This window comes from Collimonas arenae (genome assembly GCF_000786695.1).
In the GTDB taxonomy this organism is placed as follows: Bacteria; Pseudomonadota; Gammaproteobacteria; order Burkholderiales; family Burkholderiaceae_D; genus Collimonas; species Collimonas arenae_A.
In genome coordinates, this window is the sequence record NZ_CP009962.1 from 5549387 (window position 1) to 5566069 (window position 16683).

Consider the following 16683-nt stretch of genomic DNA (forward strand, 5'->3'; position numbering starts at 1 on the left):
ACCGTTTTTTTTCATAAAAATTGCTTTTCTAACCTCAATTCTGAAATTGTTTTTTTTAAGACAACTTCAAAAGAAAAAGCTTTTCGGTTTTGTATTTAAAGATTTATATATATAAATAGTAATAGTAGTTAACGTCCTGCTTTTCTGTGGATAACCAAGAATTTGACCGTTCATTCAATGACTTACTACTTGGATAAACGCTTGGTAATCGGTGTATCACAGCAGAATAATTCTTGGATAAAAAGTCGTCTGTGGAAAACTAAGTACGATATTCACAATGAGAAAACAGGATTTCCACAGGTTTATCCACAAAATGACGAAAACAAGACATTTTTAATGCTTTTAAAGCAATAAATGTCTTAGTTCCAAAAAAAATCGTTATCTGCGTAAAAAATGGGCATCGCAGTGGGATGCGAAAAATCTAGACAAGTGAAATGCTATCCTTTAATGTACGCAAAGCGTATATAAAGGAGAAGCGAATGATCGATCAGCAGACTTTTCTTCGCGATGCGATGCGTCGCCTTAACCTGACCAGAGAAAATTTTTCGGACCGGATTGGCATCCGAAAGCGCGCGCTGGATACTTGGATTTTGCCCGAAACATCTGGTGAATTCAGGGTTATGCCAGACATTGTGACAAAATTTGTCAGTGAAATTTTGCATGGTAGTTTGGTCGAATTAAGTAATACGCAGAGCGTATATATCCCTGATCCGAACACACCGCTCCGCTCACGTATCGGCCATGACGGCAAACCACAATTGCTTTCTGTAGATCAGTTTTCACGCGATTCGCTCGAAGAACTGTTCCGGGTCGCTGACATCATGCAGCCCATTGCAAGGCGCCAGAAGGTCTCACGCATCCTCGAGGGGGCCGTACTAGCCAATTTGTTCTTTGAAGCCAGCACGCGCACGCGTATCAGCTTTGGTGCGGCTTTTTGCCGGCTGGGTGGCTCGGTGTGCGATACCACCGGCTTTACTTTCTCATCGATGACCAAGGGCGAGTCGATTTACGACACCAGCCGGGTTATCAGCGGTTATGTCGACGCATTGGTGGTACGCCACCCGGAGCAAGGCGCCGTGGACGAATTCGCTCGCGCCACCAACATCCCTGTGATTAACGGCGGCGACGGACCAGGCGAGCATCCAAGCCAGGCGATTCTCGACCTGTACACCATCCAGCGCGAGTTCTCCCGCTTGGGCAAACTGGTCGACGGCGCTCACATCGTCATGGCCGGCGATCTGAAGTACGGACGCACGGTGCATTCTCTGATCAAGTTGCTGGCACTGTATTGTGGTCTCAGGTTCACCCTGATTGCGCCAACCGGCCTTGAGATGCCAGCGCACATCCTGGAACGCATCGCCCGCGGCGGCCATGTAGTGGAAACCTCGACCTCATTGGCGCACGGCTTGAAAGGCGCGGATATCGTCTATGCAACGCGAATTCAGAAAGAGCGCTTTGCAGATGAAGCGATCGAAGGCTATACCCCGGATTTCCAGATTAATCAGGCCTTGATCAATGCCACCTGCAGTGCCGATACCATCGTCATGCATCCCCTGCCGCGCGACGGTCGGCCAGGGGCAAATGACCTCAGTACAGACATGAATCATGATCCACGGCTGGCGATCTTTCGCCAGACCGATAACGGGATCCCGGTAAGAATGGCGATTTTCGCGACCTTGCTAGGCGTGGAAAACCAGGTACAGCACTCGATGCGCGACGTGACCTGGCGTTCGCCCCACCATGTGGGGCCTGATGATGCGGCGTTTGACGGTTTGGATTGAAATTTGCCGATCCGGCCGTTACAACAACGGCCGGAGGCGGGAGAATAGATAAGAAATTGTACTTGCGCTTATTTCTTTGGACGGCTGGTTTTGCCCGGCGGCGGCGCCACCGGTTTTTGCTTTTGCTGCGCCAGCAGAGCCGCGCAATCGTTCTCCTGGGCCGGCGTGATATTGATCAAAGGGATTACTGCCGCCACCGGCGCCAGTATGCCCAGCGCAATCGCGCCGCCAGCCTTCAAAGCCAGTATGCCCTTGTCTACCCCTACGTCAGGGTTCTTAAAGCTGCCTGTGACGTGTAGCGGCGATCTAAGCGAGAAAATCCGCATACCCTTGCTCTCGGGCTTGATCTGCAACGCCAGCGTTTCCTGGGCCAGGTTGATTTGACCTTGCACGTTGATGACGGCGTCCTCCGTATCCATCACAAAGGTGCGCGTCTGCATCACCCCGTTGTTCACCGCAAAATCGCTGGCCAGGCAGTTTAGTTTGACTTGCTTGTCGCCGAACAGTTTGGAAATCACCACATTGCCGATATTGAGGCCGGCGGCCTCCAGCAGGAATTTACTGATAGTGCCTTGGTTGATCACAGTTTTCAGCTCGCCATTCGATGCGCCAAGCAGCGTCGCAACCGAATTGCCGACGGCGCTCAGGGACGCATCGCCATTCACTTCGCCCAGGCTGGCCTGCGCCGATTCAAAGGTCGGGAACAACTGTTTGATTTTCAGATGGCGCGCCGAAATTTTCATCTCCGCCTTGATCTGTTTGTTGTTGCCGTCCAGTTTGATGGTCGAAATCAGGTTGCCGCCGGCTACGCCGAAATTCAAGGGGGTAAGGGACAGCACACTGTCCTTCAGGTGCAGATCGGCGACCAGATCCTGGATCGGCAACTCCTTGCCGCGAATGATCTTGCGCCCGGTGAACTTGACGTCGGCGTCGATGCTGCCCCAGCGGCTCGTATCGAACTGCTCCACCGGCAGCACCTTGTTGGCGGGTTGCGCCGCACCGTCGCCGCGATTGGCTTTGCTGGCGTTGGAGTCGGCGCCGATCAGCGGCGCCAGGTCTTCCAGCCTGAGTTGGTTGGAAAGCAGCGTGCCTTTCAACAAAGACCGCGGTTTTTGCGCAATAAATTCCAGTGTGCCGGATAAATCGCTGGAGCCGACGCGGCCGCTGAACCTATCGTAAGTCCAGTCGCCGCCGGCGCTGTTGAGTTTGCCGATCAGCCGGCCTTCGGTAGAAAACGGTGGTGTCGCCGGCAGCACGATGCCGGTCAGCGGATACAGGTTGGACATGCTGGCGCCCGACAGTTTCAAGCGCAGGTCGAGCGCGGCCAAGTCGCTTGGCTTGGTCAACGTCCCTTTTACGCCAATCGATGTTTTGCCGATGCGGACATTGGCTTGCAGCGGGAACGGCGTGCTGCTGTTTTGCAGAGACAGCACCGCGCCGGCCTTGCCGTCGCCGCTGACGGGCGTTTTGTTAAAGGTACCCGCGACTTTCCAGCCGATGCCGTAGCCTTCGGTAGTGATGGCTGGCAGGCTGTCGATGTCGGCTTTGATATCTACTTTGCTGATGGGATCAAGCAGGCGCACCGTGCCCTTGGCGAGTACCAGCTTTTGCAGTTCCATCTGCCAGGCTGAAGGTCCGCTGGATGCGAAAGTCCAGTTATTGTCGCCATCCGGCTTGCGTTCCAGCGCGACAATGGGAGAGTCCAGCTCCAGAGACGGCACCACGATGCGGTGCGCCAGCAGCGGCAAGGGATTCAATGAAAACGTCAGCTGGCCGATTTCCGCCGTGTGCGGTCCAGTCTTGGCCCAGGCAGGATTGTCGAGCACGATGTCTTTTGCACTCAGGCGTGGCCACGGCACCCAGCGTCGCCAGCTATCCTGGTCGGTTTGCGATGCTTGCCAGGTCAGCGACAAGTCGCCGCGAATTGCAAACGGCCGGCCGGTGGCCTCACTGACACGCTGGTTAAGCCACGGTTTGGCGCGATTCCAGTCGAAGGTAAGAAGTAACGCCACGCACAAGGCAATCAACCCCGCCAGGGCAGCAATCGACCACAGGAAAATTTTTGCCGGACGAAATTTAGAGATAGTCATGGATTTGTGAGGTAGGCAACGCTAAAAAGTTCAATTCGACAAGTATCCTCCGGATTCGTCAGTTAGTGCTTTACCAATTTCAGCCGGGTCACGCAATCACCGTTCACAACGTACAACGTATGTCATCGGGATATCGTTTACAGGCGTTAACACAAAATACAGCGCAAAACATTGGCGAATCCCGTCAACGGCTTACAGTTTGTGAGACATGCAAGAGTTTGTAACCCAGTGTAGTCAATACAAATTGCCGTGCTAGCTTGTAAACAGTGCACATTCACTGTCCATTCCCGATGTATGGAGTAAAAAATGACTAACAATAAGAAACCCATGAAGCTGTTGCAGAGCGCTTCCATTTGCGTCGCTCTGATGTCGCTAGCCGGCTGTGACAAGAAACTTGACGCGCCGGCGCAGGCATCCGTGCCGCCGGCGCCGCAAGCCCAAGCTGCTCCCGCCTATGTACCGCCAACCGCTGATCAGTTGTATCAGCTGGTAGGCCCGATTGCCTTATTCCCGGACAAGCTGGTGGCGCAAGTGCTGGCTGCGTCCAGTTATCCCGACCAGGTAAGCGCGGCAGACAACTGGCTGGCGCAAAACAAGAATTTGAAAGGCAACCAGTTGCAGGACGCCGCCAACCAGCAGCCATGGGACGTCAGCGTCAAAGGCTTGACGCAGTTTCCTAGCGTGCTGGATCAGATGGCACATAACATTCCTTGGACCTCGGCGCTCGGCGATGCCTATGTCAACGATCCGACGGACGTCATGAACGCGATCCAGGTGATGCGCCAGCGCGCCGCCGCCAGCGGCAATCTGAAGAACAGCAAGCAGCAGCGGATTGCTGTCGCGCCGCGGGTGCAGGAAGAGCCGCCGAGCGGCTACGCGCCGCCGCCTGATGAACCGCCGATCTATGACGGCCCGGAAGTGATTCCGCCGCCTCCGCAAACCTATGTGATCGAGCCGGCTGAACCCGATGTGGTCTACGTGCCGGCCTACAATCCAGGCGTGGTGTATGGTGAGCCGCTACCTGTCTATCCGGGTTATTACTACGAACCGCCACCAGTCTATTACCCGCCGGGTGAAATCATTACGGCTGGCGTACTTACCTTTGGCTTGGGGGTTGCCGTCGGCGCCGTGATCGAGAATCACGGCTGGGGCTGGCATTCCTGGGGTATGCATTGGGGCGGTGGTGGCGGAGGCGGCAACTGGAACGGCGGTGGAGGCGGCGGTGGTTGGCACCGGCCGGCGGTGGTGTATAACAACAACACTTATGTGTCGCGTTCCACCACGATCATTAACCGTGTGACCAACAACTATAACAACAGCACCGTCATCAACAACAATACGCGGAATAATTTCGGACCCGGGCAGGCCAACAACCAGGCCTTTCCCAATGGCCGTCCTGGCGGCCAGCCGGGCGGGGGCGCGGCGAATTTCAGCGCAGCCCGGCCGAACATGGCCCAGCCTAATGTGGCCCGACCTAATTTCGCACCACAGGGAAATTCGCAGCAACAGCATCCTGGGCCGAATGCCGCGCCGTTTGCTGGCGGGCCACGGCCTAACCATCCGCAGCCGGATTTCAACCACATGACACGGCCTAATTTCGGCAAGGTTCCGCAAGCCGGCGGCCCGTCTGCTGCTGCCAGCGCGAATCAGCTGGCGCGGCCGGGTTTTGGCCAGCCAGGACAGAATGGCAATCCGGTGCCGAACCATTTGCAGCAAAACGCCTTGAGCCATACTCCTGCCATGCAACGAAACCTGGGTGGTGAAAGGCCGCCGGTGAATTTGAACCAGCATCCTTTTGGTGGTAACCAGCCGCGGCCTGAGTTTAACCGCCCGGCCCCTGCTCCCGCTCCGATGGTCAAGCCGCAGCCAAGCCCCGTACCGCAAAATGTGCAAAACCGACCGCCTCAGCAGTTCGAGAACAGGCCTAACGGTGGCCAGCAGATGCATCAGGAAATGAACAGGCCGGCACCCGCTCCGCCAGCTGCGTTCAATCGTCCACAACCACAGCCGCAAATACGTCCGCAGCCACAACCACAGCCCCAGCCACGGCCGGAACCGCGGCCACAGCCACAACCACAGATGCAGGCGCCGCATCCAGCGCCGCCGCAGCAAAATCACGAGGTGCATCACGACGGTGGCAACGGGCATCCCGACAAGCGGGACGAACATAAATAAGCAGATGGGAAAGAAATCCGGGCGGCTGGATTTCTTTAGTACTTGATGTCTTTGATAAAAAAAGCTGGCTGAACTTAAGTTCAGCCAGCTTTTTTATTGCACACGAGGCGTATCAACTACATTGACATTGGTGAAGTGTTTTACGCTTGCAAAGTCATCAGGCTGGCATTGCCGCCGGCGGCCGTGGTGTTGACGCAGACAGCACGTTCGGCGAGCAAGCGCCATAGCGGAATCGAAGCGTATTCCGAGGTTTCCAGCAAAGGCACCAGCGCGCCGGATCTTTCACTCAGCGCCGTCAGCAAAGGACGCAAGCGCAAGGTGCCTGCGCCGTCCACCAGGGCCAGTTGCAGGCGCAAGGAGTGGCCGTCGGCGTCGAGCGTGTCGACCATACGGATGGACGCGCGCACCGATTTCGGCAAACCGTCCGGTATCATCGCCGCAGACGTCTTTTCGACGACGGGGAAATTACCGGTGGCAAACACCGCAGCCAGTTGATTCAGCATGGCGCCGACATTATCTGCGCTGCACAGAATTGCACCACGCGGCGCAAACGACAGGCTGTTGCGTTCGCCCGTCGGGCCAGGCAACACCAGCGAAGTGCCGAGCCAACTGGCGTGCATGTATTCTTCGCCGAGCGCCGCAATCCGCTGATGACCGTGGGTCTTGGCCCAGCCCAGCAAGGCTTGCAGGACCGGCGTGTCGATGGTTGCATCGGCATTCGGCGCATGAATCGTGTGCGCTCCCAGCGACACCGAAGGATTGCGCTGCAGGCGCTTCAGGTAAAGCGGGCCGCCAGCCTTGGGGCCGGTGCCGGATTTTCCTTCGCCGCCGAACGGCTGCACGCCGACCACCGCGCCGACGATATTCCGGTTCACATAAATATTGCCGACGTGGGCGTGGCCGACGATGTAATCGATGGTTTCATCGATACGCGAATGGATGCCCAGCGTCAGGCCGTAACCGCTGCCGTTGATCGCCTCGATCAGTTGCGGCAGTTCATTGCGGGCGTAACGCAGCACGTGCAATACCGGGCCGAATACTTCGCGTTTCAGTTCCGACATCGAACCGATTTCGATCAGCGTTGGCGCCACAAAAGTGCCATTGGCTTGCTCTGGCGGCAGCGGCAACTGGAAAAAATTCTTGGCGGTGCTGCGCATTTTTTCGATGTGCGCCAGCAATTGACCTTGTGCTTCGGCATCGATCACCGGCCCGATATCCGTCACCAGGCGATCCGGATTGCCAACCCGCAGTTCCTGCATGGCGCCCTTGAGCATATGCAAGGTGCGGTCGGCGATATCGTTTTGCAGGCACAGCACGCGCAACGCCGAGCAACGCTGGCCTGCGCTGTCGAAGGCCGAACTCAGCACGTCTTGCACCACTTGTTCCGGCAAGGCGCTGGAATCCATGATCAAGGCGTTCTGGCCACCCGTCTCAGCGATCAGCGGCAAGTCCACCGACTCTTCCAAAGCGCGTTTTGCCAGTGTGCGGTTGATGATCTGCGCGACTTCCGTCGAGCCGGTAAAGATCACGCCCTTGACGCGTGGATCGGCCGTCAGCGTGGCGCCGACGGTATCGCCCTGTCCCGGTAAAAATTGCAAAGCCGCATGCGGCACGCCCGCTTCATGCATCAGTTGCACCGCACGTGCGGCGATCAGCGGGGTTTGTTCCGCTGGCTTGGCCAGCACCACATTCCCTGCCGCCAGCGCAGCGCTGACTTCACCTACAAAAATCGCCAGCGGGAAATTCCACGGGCTGATGCAGACGACCGGCCCCAGCGCCAGCGCATTTTGCGTGTGGCGGACCTGCGCCGCGTAATAGCGTAGAAAATCAACCGCTTCGCGCACTTCGGCGATGGCGTTAGGCAGCGATTTCCCTGCCTCCCGGATGGCCAGTGCAATCAGTTCCATCTGATGTTCTTCAAACAGCGCTGCCGAACAATCGAGTTTTTCGGCGCGCTCCGCCGGCGGCAGGGTTTGCCAATCCATGGCGTAGACGCTGGCCGCATACAGGGCTTTATCGACATCGCCGACGCTGGCTTCGACTACACTGCCGACTACATCGCGATGATCCGCCGGATTCAGCACCGGACGTGCGGACTGATCGTAGGTTTGCGGATCGCTCAACAATGGCGTGACATGCCATTGCTGCTGGCCGAAAACGCTGAAAGCGCTATCGACCTGGCGCAATACTTCTTCGTTGCTCAAATCAAGACCGGCCGAATTCTTGCGTTCCGCGCCAAACATCGCAGGCGGCAGGGAAATCTGTGGATGCGGCTCGCCGCCCAGTTGCTGTGCGGCTTGCAGCGGATCGGCGATCAGTGAATCGATCGAGACATTTTCATCGACGATCTGGTTGACGAAGGAAGAGTTGGCGCCGTTTTCCAGCAAGCGGCGCACCAGATAGGCCAGCAAGGTTTGATGTGAACCGACCGGCGCATAAATCCGGCATGGCTTGTCCAGCATGTCTTTTCCGACTACCTGGTCGTACAAGGTTTCACCCATGCCGTGCAGGCACTGGAACTCATAATCTGTGATGTTTTTTTCCTTGGCCCAGCTATAGATGGTCGCCAGCGTATGTGCGTTGTGCGTTGCAAACTGCGGATAGATCACATCGGTGGACGCCAGCAATTTCTGCGCGCAAGTCAGGTAAGAAACGTCGGTGTAAACCTTGCGTGTATAGACAGGGAAGCCAGGCAGGCCGTCGACTTGCGCACGCTTGATTTCAGAATCCCAATACGCGCCCTTGACCAGCCGCACCATGAACTTGCGGCCGCTGCGGCGCGCCAGGTCGACCAGGTAATCGATTACAAAAGGACAGCGTTTCTGATACCCCTGCACCACGAAACCGATACCCTCGAAGCCGGCCAGATCGGCATCGAAGGCCAGCGCTTCCATCAGGTCCAGCGACAGTTCCAGGCGGTCCGCTTCTTCGGCGTCGATGTTGAGGCCGATGTTGTATTGCTTGGCCAGCAGCAGCAACTGCTTCAGGCGCGGCAACAGTTCTTGCATGGTGCGTTGGCGTTGCGCGCGCGAATAGCGCGGATGCAGCGCTGACAGCTTGACCGAGATGCCTGGCCCCTGCTTGATGCCGCGTCCGGCCGAGGCCTTGCCGATGGCATGGATCGCATCTTCATAAGAACGGTAGTAAGCCGCCGCATCTTCTTCGGTCAGCGCCGCTTCGCCCAGCATGTCGTACGAATAGCGATAGCCGCGCTTTTCGTTGTCGCGGCTGTTGCTCAAGGCTTCGGCGATGGTCTGGCCAGTGACGAACTGGTTGCCTAGCATACGCATGGCAACATCGACACCTTTGCGAATCAGCGGCTCGCCGCCGCGGCCGATCAGTTTGGTCAGCGCCGAACCCAGCCCGCTTTCGCTATTGGTGGAGACCAGCTTGCCGGTAATCAGCAAGCCCCAGGTAGCTGCATTGACGAACAGCGATGGCGATTCACCCAGATGGCTACGCCAGTCGCCCTTGCTGATCTTGTCGGCGATCAGACGGTCGGCGGTTTGGTGATCGGGAATGCGCAACAGGGCTTCTGCCAGGCACATCAAGGCCACGCCTTCTTCCGACGACAGTGAAAACTCATGCATCAAGGCGTCCACGCCCGATGCGCGTGTGCGCTTTTCACGTACTGCCTGCACCAGCTTGCGCGCCAGCGCCTGGCTGGCGGCATACGAACTGGCGCTGGTCTGCACTTGCGACAGCAGCCATTGCACGGCCAGCGTTTCGTCGCGGCGATAAGCAGCGGTAATGGCGGCGCGCAGCGGCGTGGCGTCGGCCATCATCTCGGCGTGGAAAGCGGTGAAGGCGGTGCTGAATGGTGAGGGAGTACTGCTGGACGGCTGGGATGCGGGCTGTAGCGGCGGCATGGCGATTGTCTCGGTAAGGGTATTTGTTTTGTCAACTTGCTATGTTTTCAAGCAAGCTGCCGGCAAGCCGACGCCTGGCGGCAATGCCGGGATTTCCTGCGCAATGTGTGGCGGGAAATGCAACATCGCCGCCCGGCGTTCAGTTTGCCGGCAAGCATTGCTTTCAATGATTCTTCTAGCCTTCCAGGAAAGCTGAGTTGTTCGATTGTAGGCGGCATCGGCATGGATTAATTCTGGTAATAATGCCTGCTATCAAAATTTTGTTATTGGTGAGAAAATTTAACCGAATAAAATTTTTCGGAAGAGTGCGCATGCTTGACAAGATCAGTAAGAAAATCCTGGCCGAACTGCAAAATGATGGTCGCATCAGCAATGTCGACCTCTCGGCCCGCGTCAACTTGTCGCCCGCCGCCTGCCTCGAACGCGTGCGCAAGTTGCAGGATGCCGGCTACATCCTGCACTACAGCGCCCAGCTTAATCCGCAGTTGCTGGACGTCGCGCTGCTGGTGTTCATCGAGGTAGTGCTGGACCGCACCACGCCGGAAGTATTCGAAGCCTTTAGCCAAAGCGTGCAGATCATCCCCGAGGTGCTGGAATGCCACATGGTGGCCGGCGGTTTCGATTACCTGGTCAAGGCGCGGGTCAAGGACATGAACGCCTACCGCGAATTTCTCGGCAAGTCGCTACTGCAGCTCAAAGGCGTGCGCGAGACGCATACCTATGCAGTGATGGAAGAGGTCAAGCACACGACCAAATTGCCTATCCGCTGAAACGCGGCGAACAATCTACCAGAGCATGATAAGTGAGAACCACAATGAATCGACTGATATTGGCGGCGGCATGTTTCGCCGCCCTGCAAGGATGTGCCAACATGGCTGACCCGGCCCCGGCTCCCCAATCCGACCCGCACGCGGTTAATTCAGCTGAAGGATGTGCGGCGGACAAACAAGATGACAATGCGCTGATCGGCAAGACCGAACAGCAGGCCATTGCGCAGCTGAGCGGATGCCTATGGCGCATCGGCGAGCGTGATGGCGAGCAGTTTGCAGGGACAATGGATTACCGGGAAGCGCGGCGGACCTTGGGTATCGCCGCCGGCAAGGTGATCTGGGTGCGGCGCGGTTGATTATCTGGGGTGACGATGAGAATATTATTTTTGGTACCGGCTGTGCTCGTGACTGTTCTGATGACAGCCTGCACAAGCCCGCCGCCAGCTGCCATGCCAGGCAGCGACCGCGATGCGCATGGGTGTATTCCTTCTGCCGGATACCAGTGGGATGAAGCGCAACAGCAATGCGTCAGGCCGTGGGAAAAGAAATAACCGCAGGTCTTGTTATCGCGGATGGCCAAGACAGGCGCTTGGCCAATATGGCGCTACTGACTAGAGCTTGAGCGCAGCGCTAATCCGGTCAAGCCGAGTCCCAGGTTGCGGCTGTCGGCACTTAAACCCAGGGAAGCAGGAGAAACCGGGTTTTCCATTTCAAATTCGATCTTGAGCAGACCTTTGCTCTTCGCAACCAGGTCACCAGGAATCTTTACCGTTCGCACACTGTCGGCTGCATCAAGGGGGTATTGATATTTGAATGTACCAAGTTTCTGGTCATTGACGAAAACAAGGACATTCAATGTTTGATGCGTCGGTACAAGAAAAGCACGAGAGTTGAATTCAAGGTCGATGGCGCTGCCCTCGGCAGCCGCAACCCGCATGATTAAACTGGCGGTTCGCGCACCAGTCCATCTGCCCCAATCCTCGGCCGGCGACCAGCCATCCAGGATAAATTTCTCACCTGTGCCATCTTTTGAAAATGAAACTGCTTCCCCAAATTGGTAGCCGGCCGTTTCGGAGAGATAATTTATTTCTCCCGGAGTGAGCCATTTATTATTGCCGATATCGTATTCGCAGACGCCCTGCAGATTGTGACTACTGACATAGTTTCCCACGCGATAAACATACATGGGCCTGTCTTCAAATATCCAGTCCGGCGGATTGAAGGTGGCAAAACCATTCAGCGTCGGGATGCCGAACGTATCTGAAAGCAGCATCGCTTGCACATTCTGTCCATACAAACTCGAAATGAAATCGCCTGATTTTGGCACCGGGTTGGTGACAAAAAAGGAAGTGCATTCCTTGGAAGACGGCGCCGCGTTGTTCACCATTGCCATGTGTTTTTTTACTTCCAGGCCGACTTCCTTGTGCACATTAATCTGGCCGAGACAAACCAGCGATAGCAAGGCGAAGATTGGCATCCTGAATTTTTTAAACAGCGTCCATAGGTTGGAAAAATATACCGCGATCAAAATGGAGACTGGGAATGCCAGGAAAATATAGAACCTGGCAATGACACGCAAGCCGCGGCCCCCTGGGACCAATGAACGAACGAAGAACCACAGCGAATGACCCGAAAACGAGAGCGGTAGCAGCATTGCAAGCAAGGTTGCGCAAGCGAGGACCTTGAACCAGCGCGGACTAGCGCTGGTTTTTTTTAAAATCAGGCTAAAGATGATGAATATGGCCAGTATAAAGACATCCGGGGTGAACCCGACTTGATATTCTCCAGGCCGCCACATTCCCGGAAAACGGTTGTCGATAAATTCAAAGAGCCGCCCCCACAGCAAACTGCCTTTGCCGTAGTTAAGAATATCAAGATAGTGAAGACTGTAAAAAATCTGACTGTCATAACCTTGACCTCCCGTCTCCTTTAATTTTGGCAAATAGACGTACAGAAAAGGGGCTATCGCGAACAGGAAAATCGACGCAATCAAAACAATTTGCCATTTCGAAGAAAGGGCGAGATTGAAAAATGTCTTCATCTTCCCGAAATCAAAATAAGCATAGAAAATGATGCAAATTATTAAAAACAGTCCAAAAAACCAGGCCATGTAAAAGCCTGTGATCAGCATGGCGCCATACAGCAAGGAAAACGCTGTGCTGTACAAAAGCATGGCTTTCCGCTTGCTTGAAAAAACGCTTTGCACGGTTTCAAGCAAAAGAAAAGCCAGCAATGGTAAAAACGCGACGCTGAACAATTGCGCATGTTCAGCACGTGCAGATGAACTGAGAAACAAAGTGAACAACGCAGCGCCCAACAGCGCGATGATATTTTTTTGTTGCAGCCGCCCCAGCAGAGTCGCCATTGAAAGAAAGCCGATGGCCTTGACGGTCATGTGCACCAATTCCTGAGTGACCAGCAGATCGAATCCCAACAGACGATATGGAATCCCAATTACTCCATAAAGAAAGTAGCCATCGTTATATCCAAGAATGTCTTGGTAAGGGTAAAAATACAGAGGCTGGTTCCAGGCCTGGTTGAATTCAAAAACGCGATACCAGTGGGACACCAGAACTGCTTCAATCACGGCGTCGTAATCGCCGCCAAAAATCCAGGAAAAATGGGAATTTATTTGTTGATAGAAGAAAAAATAGATAGATAGCATGCCGATGGCTATCAAGAAGAAGTAATAGCTCGTACTTTGCGTGGCGGGCTCTATTTTTTTTATCATTATTCAAATTTTATTTAAAGAAATCGATTGTGACGTACCCGGAATGGAACGCCTCAGCCAATCTGATCCATTCGGGAGTTTTGTGGCCGTGACCAAGCTTGTACATTTCTTCGTCGGTTGAATTATAGGCCGAGTATAGACCGAGGAATGTTGACCACATCCATGGCAATTCACCGGATATGAAAATGGCGACGACGGAGAACACCGACGTCGCCACTGCTTTTTCAGGAACGCTCCTGCCCGCTCAGGTACTGCTACGTATCGCCAGCCGGAAGCCGAGATCGACGCTGGTTTTTTCCACGGCTTCACGCCTGAGCATCTTGATCAGCAATTGCGCCGCAGTGAAGCCGATGTCGTAGCGTGGCGTGACGATAGTGGTGATGCCCGGATTAGCGTAGGCCGACCAGGGCAAGTCGTTGAAGCCGGCGATCGCCATCTGGCCCGGGACTGACAGGCCGCGGCGCTGGCATTCAAACAGCACGCCAAGCGCCAAGTCGTCATTGCAGCAAAAAACCGCATCGCAATCAGGCGTCTGTTGCAAGATCTGGCCCAGCATCTTGGTGCCGAGTTCGACTGTCGACGGCGCAGGCGTCAGGACTTCTATGCTGTCGTTCAGGCCGGCTTCGGCCAGCGCCCGGCGATAGCCGTGGCGCCGTTTCATCATGCGCGGATCGAGCTGGGCACCGAGAAAACCCGGGCGGCGGTAGCCGCGCTCAATCAGATGGCGGGCGATGCTGTAGCCGGCCTCTTCATGCGAAAAGCCCACCGCGACATCGCAACCTTCAGGATTGATGTCGAACATGCGCACTGCCGGCACATTGTGCGTCGCCAGTTGTTCGCGTAGCGTATCTTGCTGCTCTATCCCGCTCAACAGGAAACCATCCGGCGCGTGCGCCAGGTAGGTACTGATCAACTGGCTCTCCTTGTCCGGCGAATAACCGCTTTCACCGATCAGGAATTTATAACCATGCTGGTTCAAGCTGTCGCGAATCCCGGTCAAGGTTTCGACGAACACCGAATTGCTGAGCGATGGCACGATGACGCCGATCACCTGCGATTTAGCCGAGGCAAGCGTACTGGCGGCCTGGTTCGGTACGTAGCCGAGTTGCTTGATCGCGGCGGTAATCCGCTCGCGCGCTTCCAATTGCACCAGCGTCGGCGTTTTCAGTGCCCGCGATACTGTCATCGGGCTGACCCGCGCCAGGCGTGCGACATCGACGATTGTTACCCTGCCGCTAGCGCGGCTATGACGTGGTTGTTTGAGTTCCGGACTGTTCATTGGACAATGGAATGGTTGTGGTCTCTATGCACTTGGTCGTTTGCCTGAGGCTATTTTGTTTTACTTGTTTTCGGCAGACCGGCTTGACAGCGGCATCGGCAGCGAAATCTTGTCCGTTTAACTAGAACGTCCAATGTTACACGCAAGCCGCGTTTGATAGTTATGGTTTCCTTGGAGTAAGGATACTATCTGCTCCAGTAGCTTAGCTTCAGATTTACTTGAAGATACAATGTTAGCGCTAACATGTGTTGTATCATCTCGCTTCGGCAAGTACTGCACAAGTACTAGAATAGACGGCTGAAGCTGATCCAAAACCCGATCCAAAGCCAGTTCCGCAGCAGCCGTCTCGTCAATGATTCATCGATTAAGAGGACGTTCATGCAAGACCAGCCAGAATACATGCTCGGCGTAGATATCGGCACCACCAGCACCAAGGCGGTGTTGTTTACTACCCAGGGCAAAATCGTTGCGCAGCATGCAGTGGAATATCCCCTGCTCTGTACTACGCCTGGCATGGCTGAGCAGGATCCTGTGCAGATTTATGAAGCGGTGCTGACCGCGATCCGTAACGCCGTCAGCGCCAGCCGTGTCGATGCCGGCCGGATCGCGCTGGTATCCTTCAGCGCCGCCATGCATAGCGTGATTGCGGTCGACAAGGATGGAAATCTGCTGAGCAACAGCATCACCTGGGCCGACAACCGCGCCGGCGCGTGGGCCATCCGGATCCGCGACGAGCTGGACGGCAACGCAATCTACCGACGCACGGGCACGCCGATTCATCCGATGTCGCCGCTGTGCAAGATCATGTGGCTGCGGCACGACCAGCCGCAACTGTTTGCCCGTACCGCACGTTTCGTCGGCATGAAGGAATATGTGCTGTACCGCTTGTTTGGAGAATGGCTGGTCGATCATTCGATAGCCTCGGCAACCGGTATGTTCAACCTGCAGCAGCTGGATTGGGATGACGGTGCGCTGGCCCTGCTCGGTATCAGCCCCGTGCAATTGTCGACGCTGGTCCCCACCACGCATCATCTGACCGGCCTGTCGCCGGCTATCGCGCAGCAATTGGGTCTGTCGCCGGCCACGCCGTTTGTGATTGGCGCCAATGACGGCGTGTTGTCCAACCTGGGCGTCAATGCCATCGGTCCGGGCCAGGTGGCCGTCACCATCGGTACTTCCGGCGCGATGCGTACCGTGATCGACAAACCGCTGACCGATCCTGCGGGGCGCACGTTTTGTTATGCGCTGACCGCCAGGCACTGGGTGGTCGGCGGCCCCACCAACAACGGCGGCAGCATTTTCCATTGGGTGCGTGAGGAGCTGGCTACCACTGAATCGGCGGCCGCCAAGCTGGCCGGAAGCGATCCATATGACGCCTTGACCAAGATAGCAGAGGGCGTGCAGGCCGGTGCCGAAGGCTTGTTGTTTCATCCCTATCTGGCTGGTGAGCGGGCGCCGTTGTGGAATGCAGATGCCCGTGGCTCCTACATCGGGCTGGCGACGCACCATGGCAAGGAGCATATGATCCGGGCCGCGTTGGAAGGCGTCATTTTCAGCCTGTACAGTATTTTGCCCGCAGTCGAAGACCTGATCGGACCGACCACACGCATGATGGCGACCGGCGGCTTTGCCCGGTCGGCGCTATGGCGGCAAATGATGGCGGATATTTTCGAACGTGAAGTGGTGGTGCCGGAAAGTGTGGAATCGTCTTGCCTGGGCGCCGCGGTGCTGGGTTTGTACGGCCTGGGCAAAATCGATTCGCTGGATGCCATCGGCGGCATGGTGGGCGCCACACACCGGCATTTGCCCAATCCGGAGAATGTCGCGCTGTACCGCCGTCTGTGGCCGATCTACGAAGCGATTCCGAAGTTGCTGGAGCAGCAGTACAGGGAGTTGTCGCAGTTTCAGCGCGAAACTGCGGCAAAAAAATTCTAGCGAGAATTGTGTGCGGGGCGGACAGGCATTGCGCCCTATCCGCCAGCGGCTTA

The 16683-nt window shown here is 55.9% G+C and carries 10 protein-coding genes; 6 read left to right on the plus strand and 4 right to left on the minus strand.

Annotation, left to right across the window (positions count from 1 at the left end):
• The first annotated feature begins 479 nt into the window (after window positions 1-479).
• On the plus strand, window positions 480-1781 hold the full coding sequence (locus LT85_RS24620) for an aspartate carbamoyltransferase (RefSeq protein WP_038494348.1): 1302 nt from the start codon (window positions 480-482) through the stop codon (window positions 1779-1781).
• Window positions 1782-1849: 68 nt separating this feature from the next.
• Here the strand turns inward: LT85_RS24620 and LT85_RS24625 are convergent, their stop codons facing one another.
• A complete protein-coding gene (locus LT85_RS24625) occupies window positions 1850-3871 on the minus strand; it encodes an AsmA family protein (RefSeq protein ID WP_038494351.1) in 2022 nt (673 codons plus the stop codon).
• A gap of 306 nt (window positions 3872-4177) precedes the next feature.
• On the opposite strand from LT85_RS24625, the gene LT85_RS25695 reads away from it, so the two are divergent.
• Window positions 4178-6046, plus strand: a complete 1869-nt coding sequence (locus tag LT85_RS25695) for a DUF3300 domain-containing protein (RefSeq protein ID WP_052135447.1) — start codon at window positions 4178-4180, stop codon at window positions 6044-6046.
• A 140-nt stretch (window positions 6047-6186) separates the two neighbouring features.
• On the opposite strand, the gene putA is transcribed toward LT85_RS25695, so the two are convergent.
• Window positions 6187-9915: a trifunctional transcriptional regulator/proline dehydrogenase/L-glutamate gamma-semialdehyde dehydrogenase gene (gene putA / locus LT85_RS24635; RefSeq protein WP_038494354.1), complete on the minus strand. Its 3729-nt coding sequence runs from the start codon at window positions 9913-9915 to the stop codon at window positions 6187-6189.
• Here putA and LT85_RS26930 point away from each other — a divergent pair.
• From LT85_RS26930 to LT85_RS24650, 3 genes are all read left to right on the plus strand, one after another.
• Window positions 9797-10111 (plus strand): hypothetical protein, encoded by a 315-nt coding sequence (locus tag LT85_RS26930; RefSeq protein WP_172656921.1) that lies wholly within the window; start codon window positions 9797-9799, stop codon window positions 10109-10111. The two genes, putA and LT85_RS26930, sit on opposite strands and share 119 nt — an antisense overlap.
• A 115-nt stretch (window positions 10112-10226) precedes the next feature.
• Window positions 10227-10685: an Lrp/AsnC ligand binding domain-containing protein gene (locus LT85_RS24645; RefSeq protein WP_038494360.1), complete on the plus strand. Its 459-nt coding sequence runs from the start codon at window positions 10227-10229 to the stop codon at window positions 10683-10685.
• Window positions 10686-10729: 44 nt separating this feature from the next.
• On the plus strand, window positions 10730-11041 hold the full coding sequence (locus tag LT85_RS24650; RefSeq protein ID WP_052135448.1) for a hypothetical protein: 312 nt from the start codon (window positions 10730-10732) through the stop codon (window positions 11039-11041).
• 248 nt (window positions 11042-11289) lie between these two features.
• Here the strand turns inward: LT85_RS24650 and LT85_RS24655 are convergent, their stop codons facing one another.
• Entirely contained in the window at window positions 11290-13416 is a 2127-nt protein-coding gene (locus LT85_RS24655; protein WP_038494366.1) for a DUF7024 domain-containing protein, read from the minus strand.
• Window positions 13417-13660: 244 nt separating this feature from the next.
• Window positions 13661-14695: a LacI family DNA-binding transcriptional regulator gene (locus tag LT85_RS24665; protein ID WP_038494372.1), complete on the minus strand. Its 1035-nt coding sequence runs from the start codon at window positions 14693-14695 to the stop codon at window positions 13661-13663.
• A gap of 378 nt (window positions 14696-15073) precedes the next feature.
• On the opposite strand from LT85_RS24665, the gene gntK reads away from it, so the two are divergent.
• Entirely contained in the window at window positions 15074-16630 is a 1557-nt protein-coding gene (gene gntK, locus LT85_RS24670; RefSeq protein ID WP_038494375.1) for a gluconokinase, read from the plus strand.
• The last annotated feature ends 53 nt before the right edge of the window (window positions 16631-16683 follow it).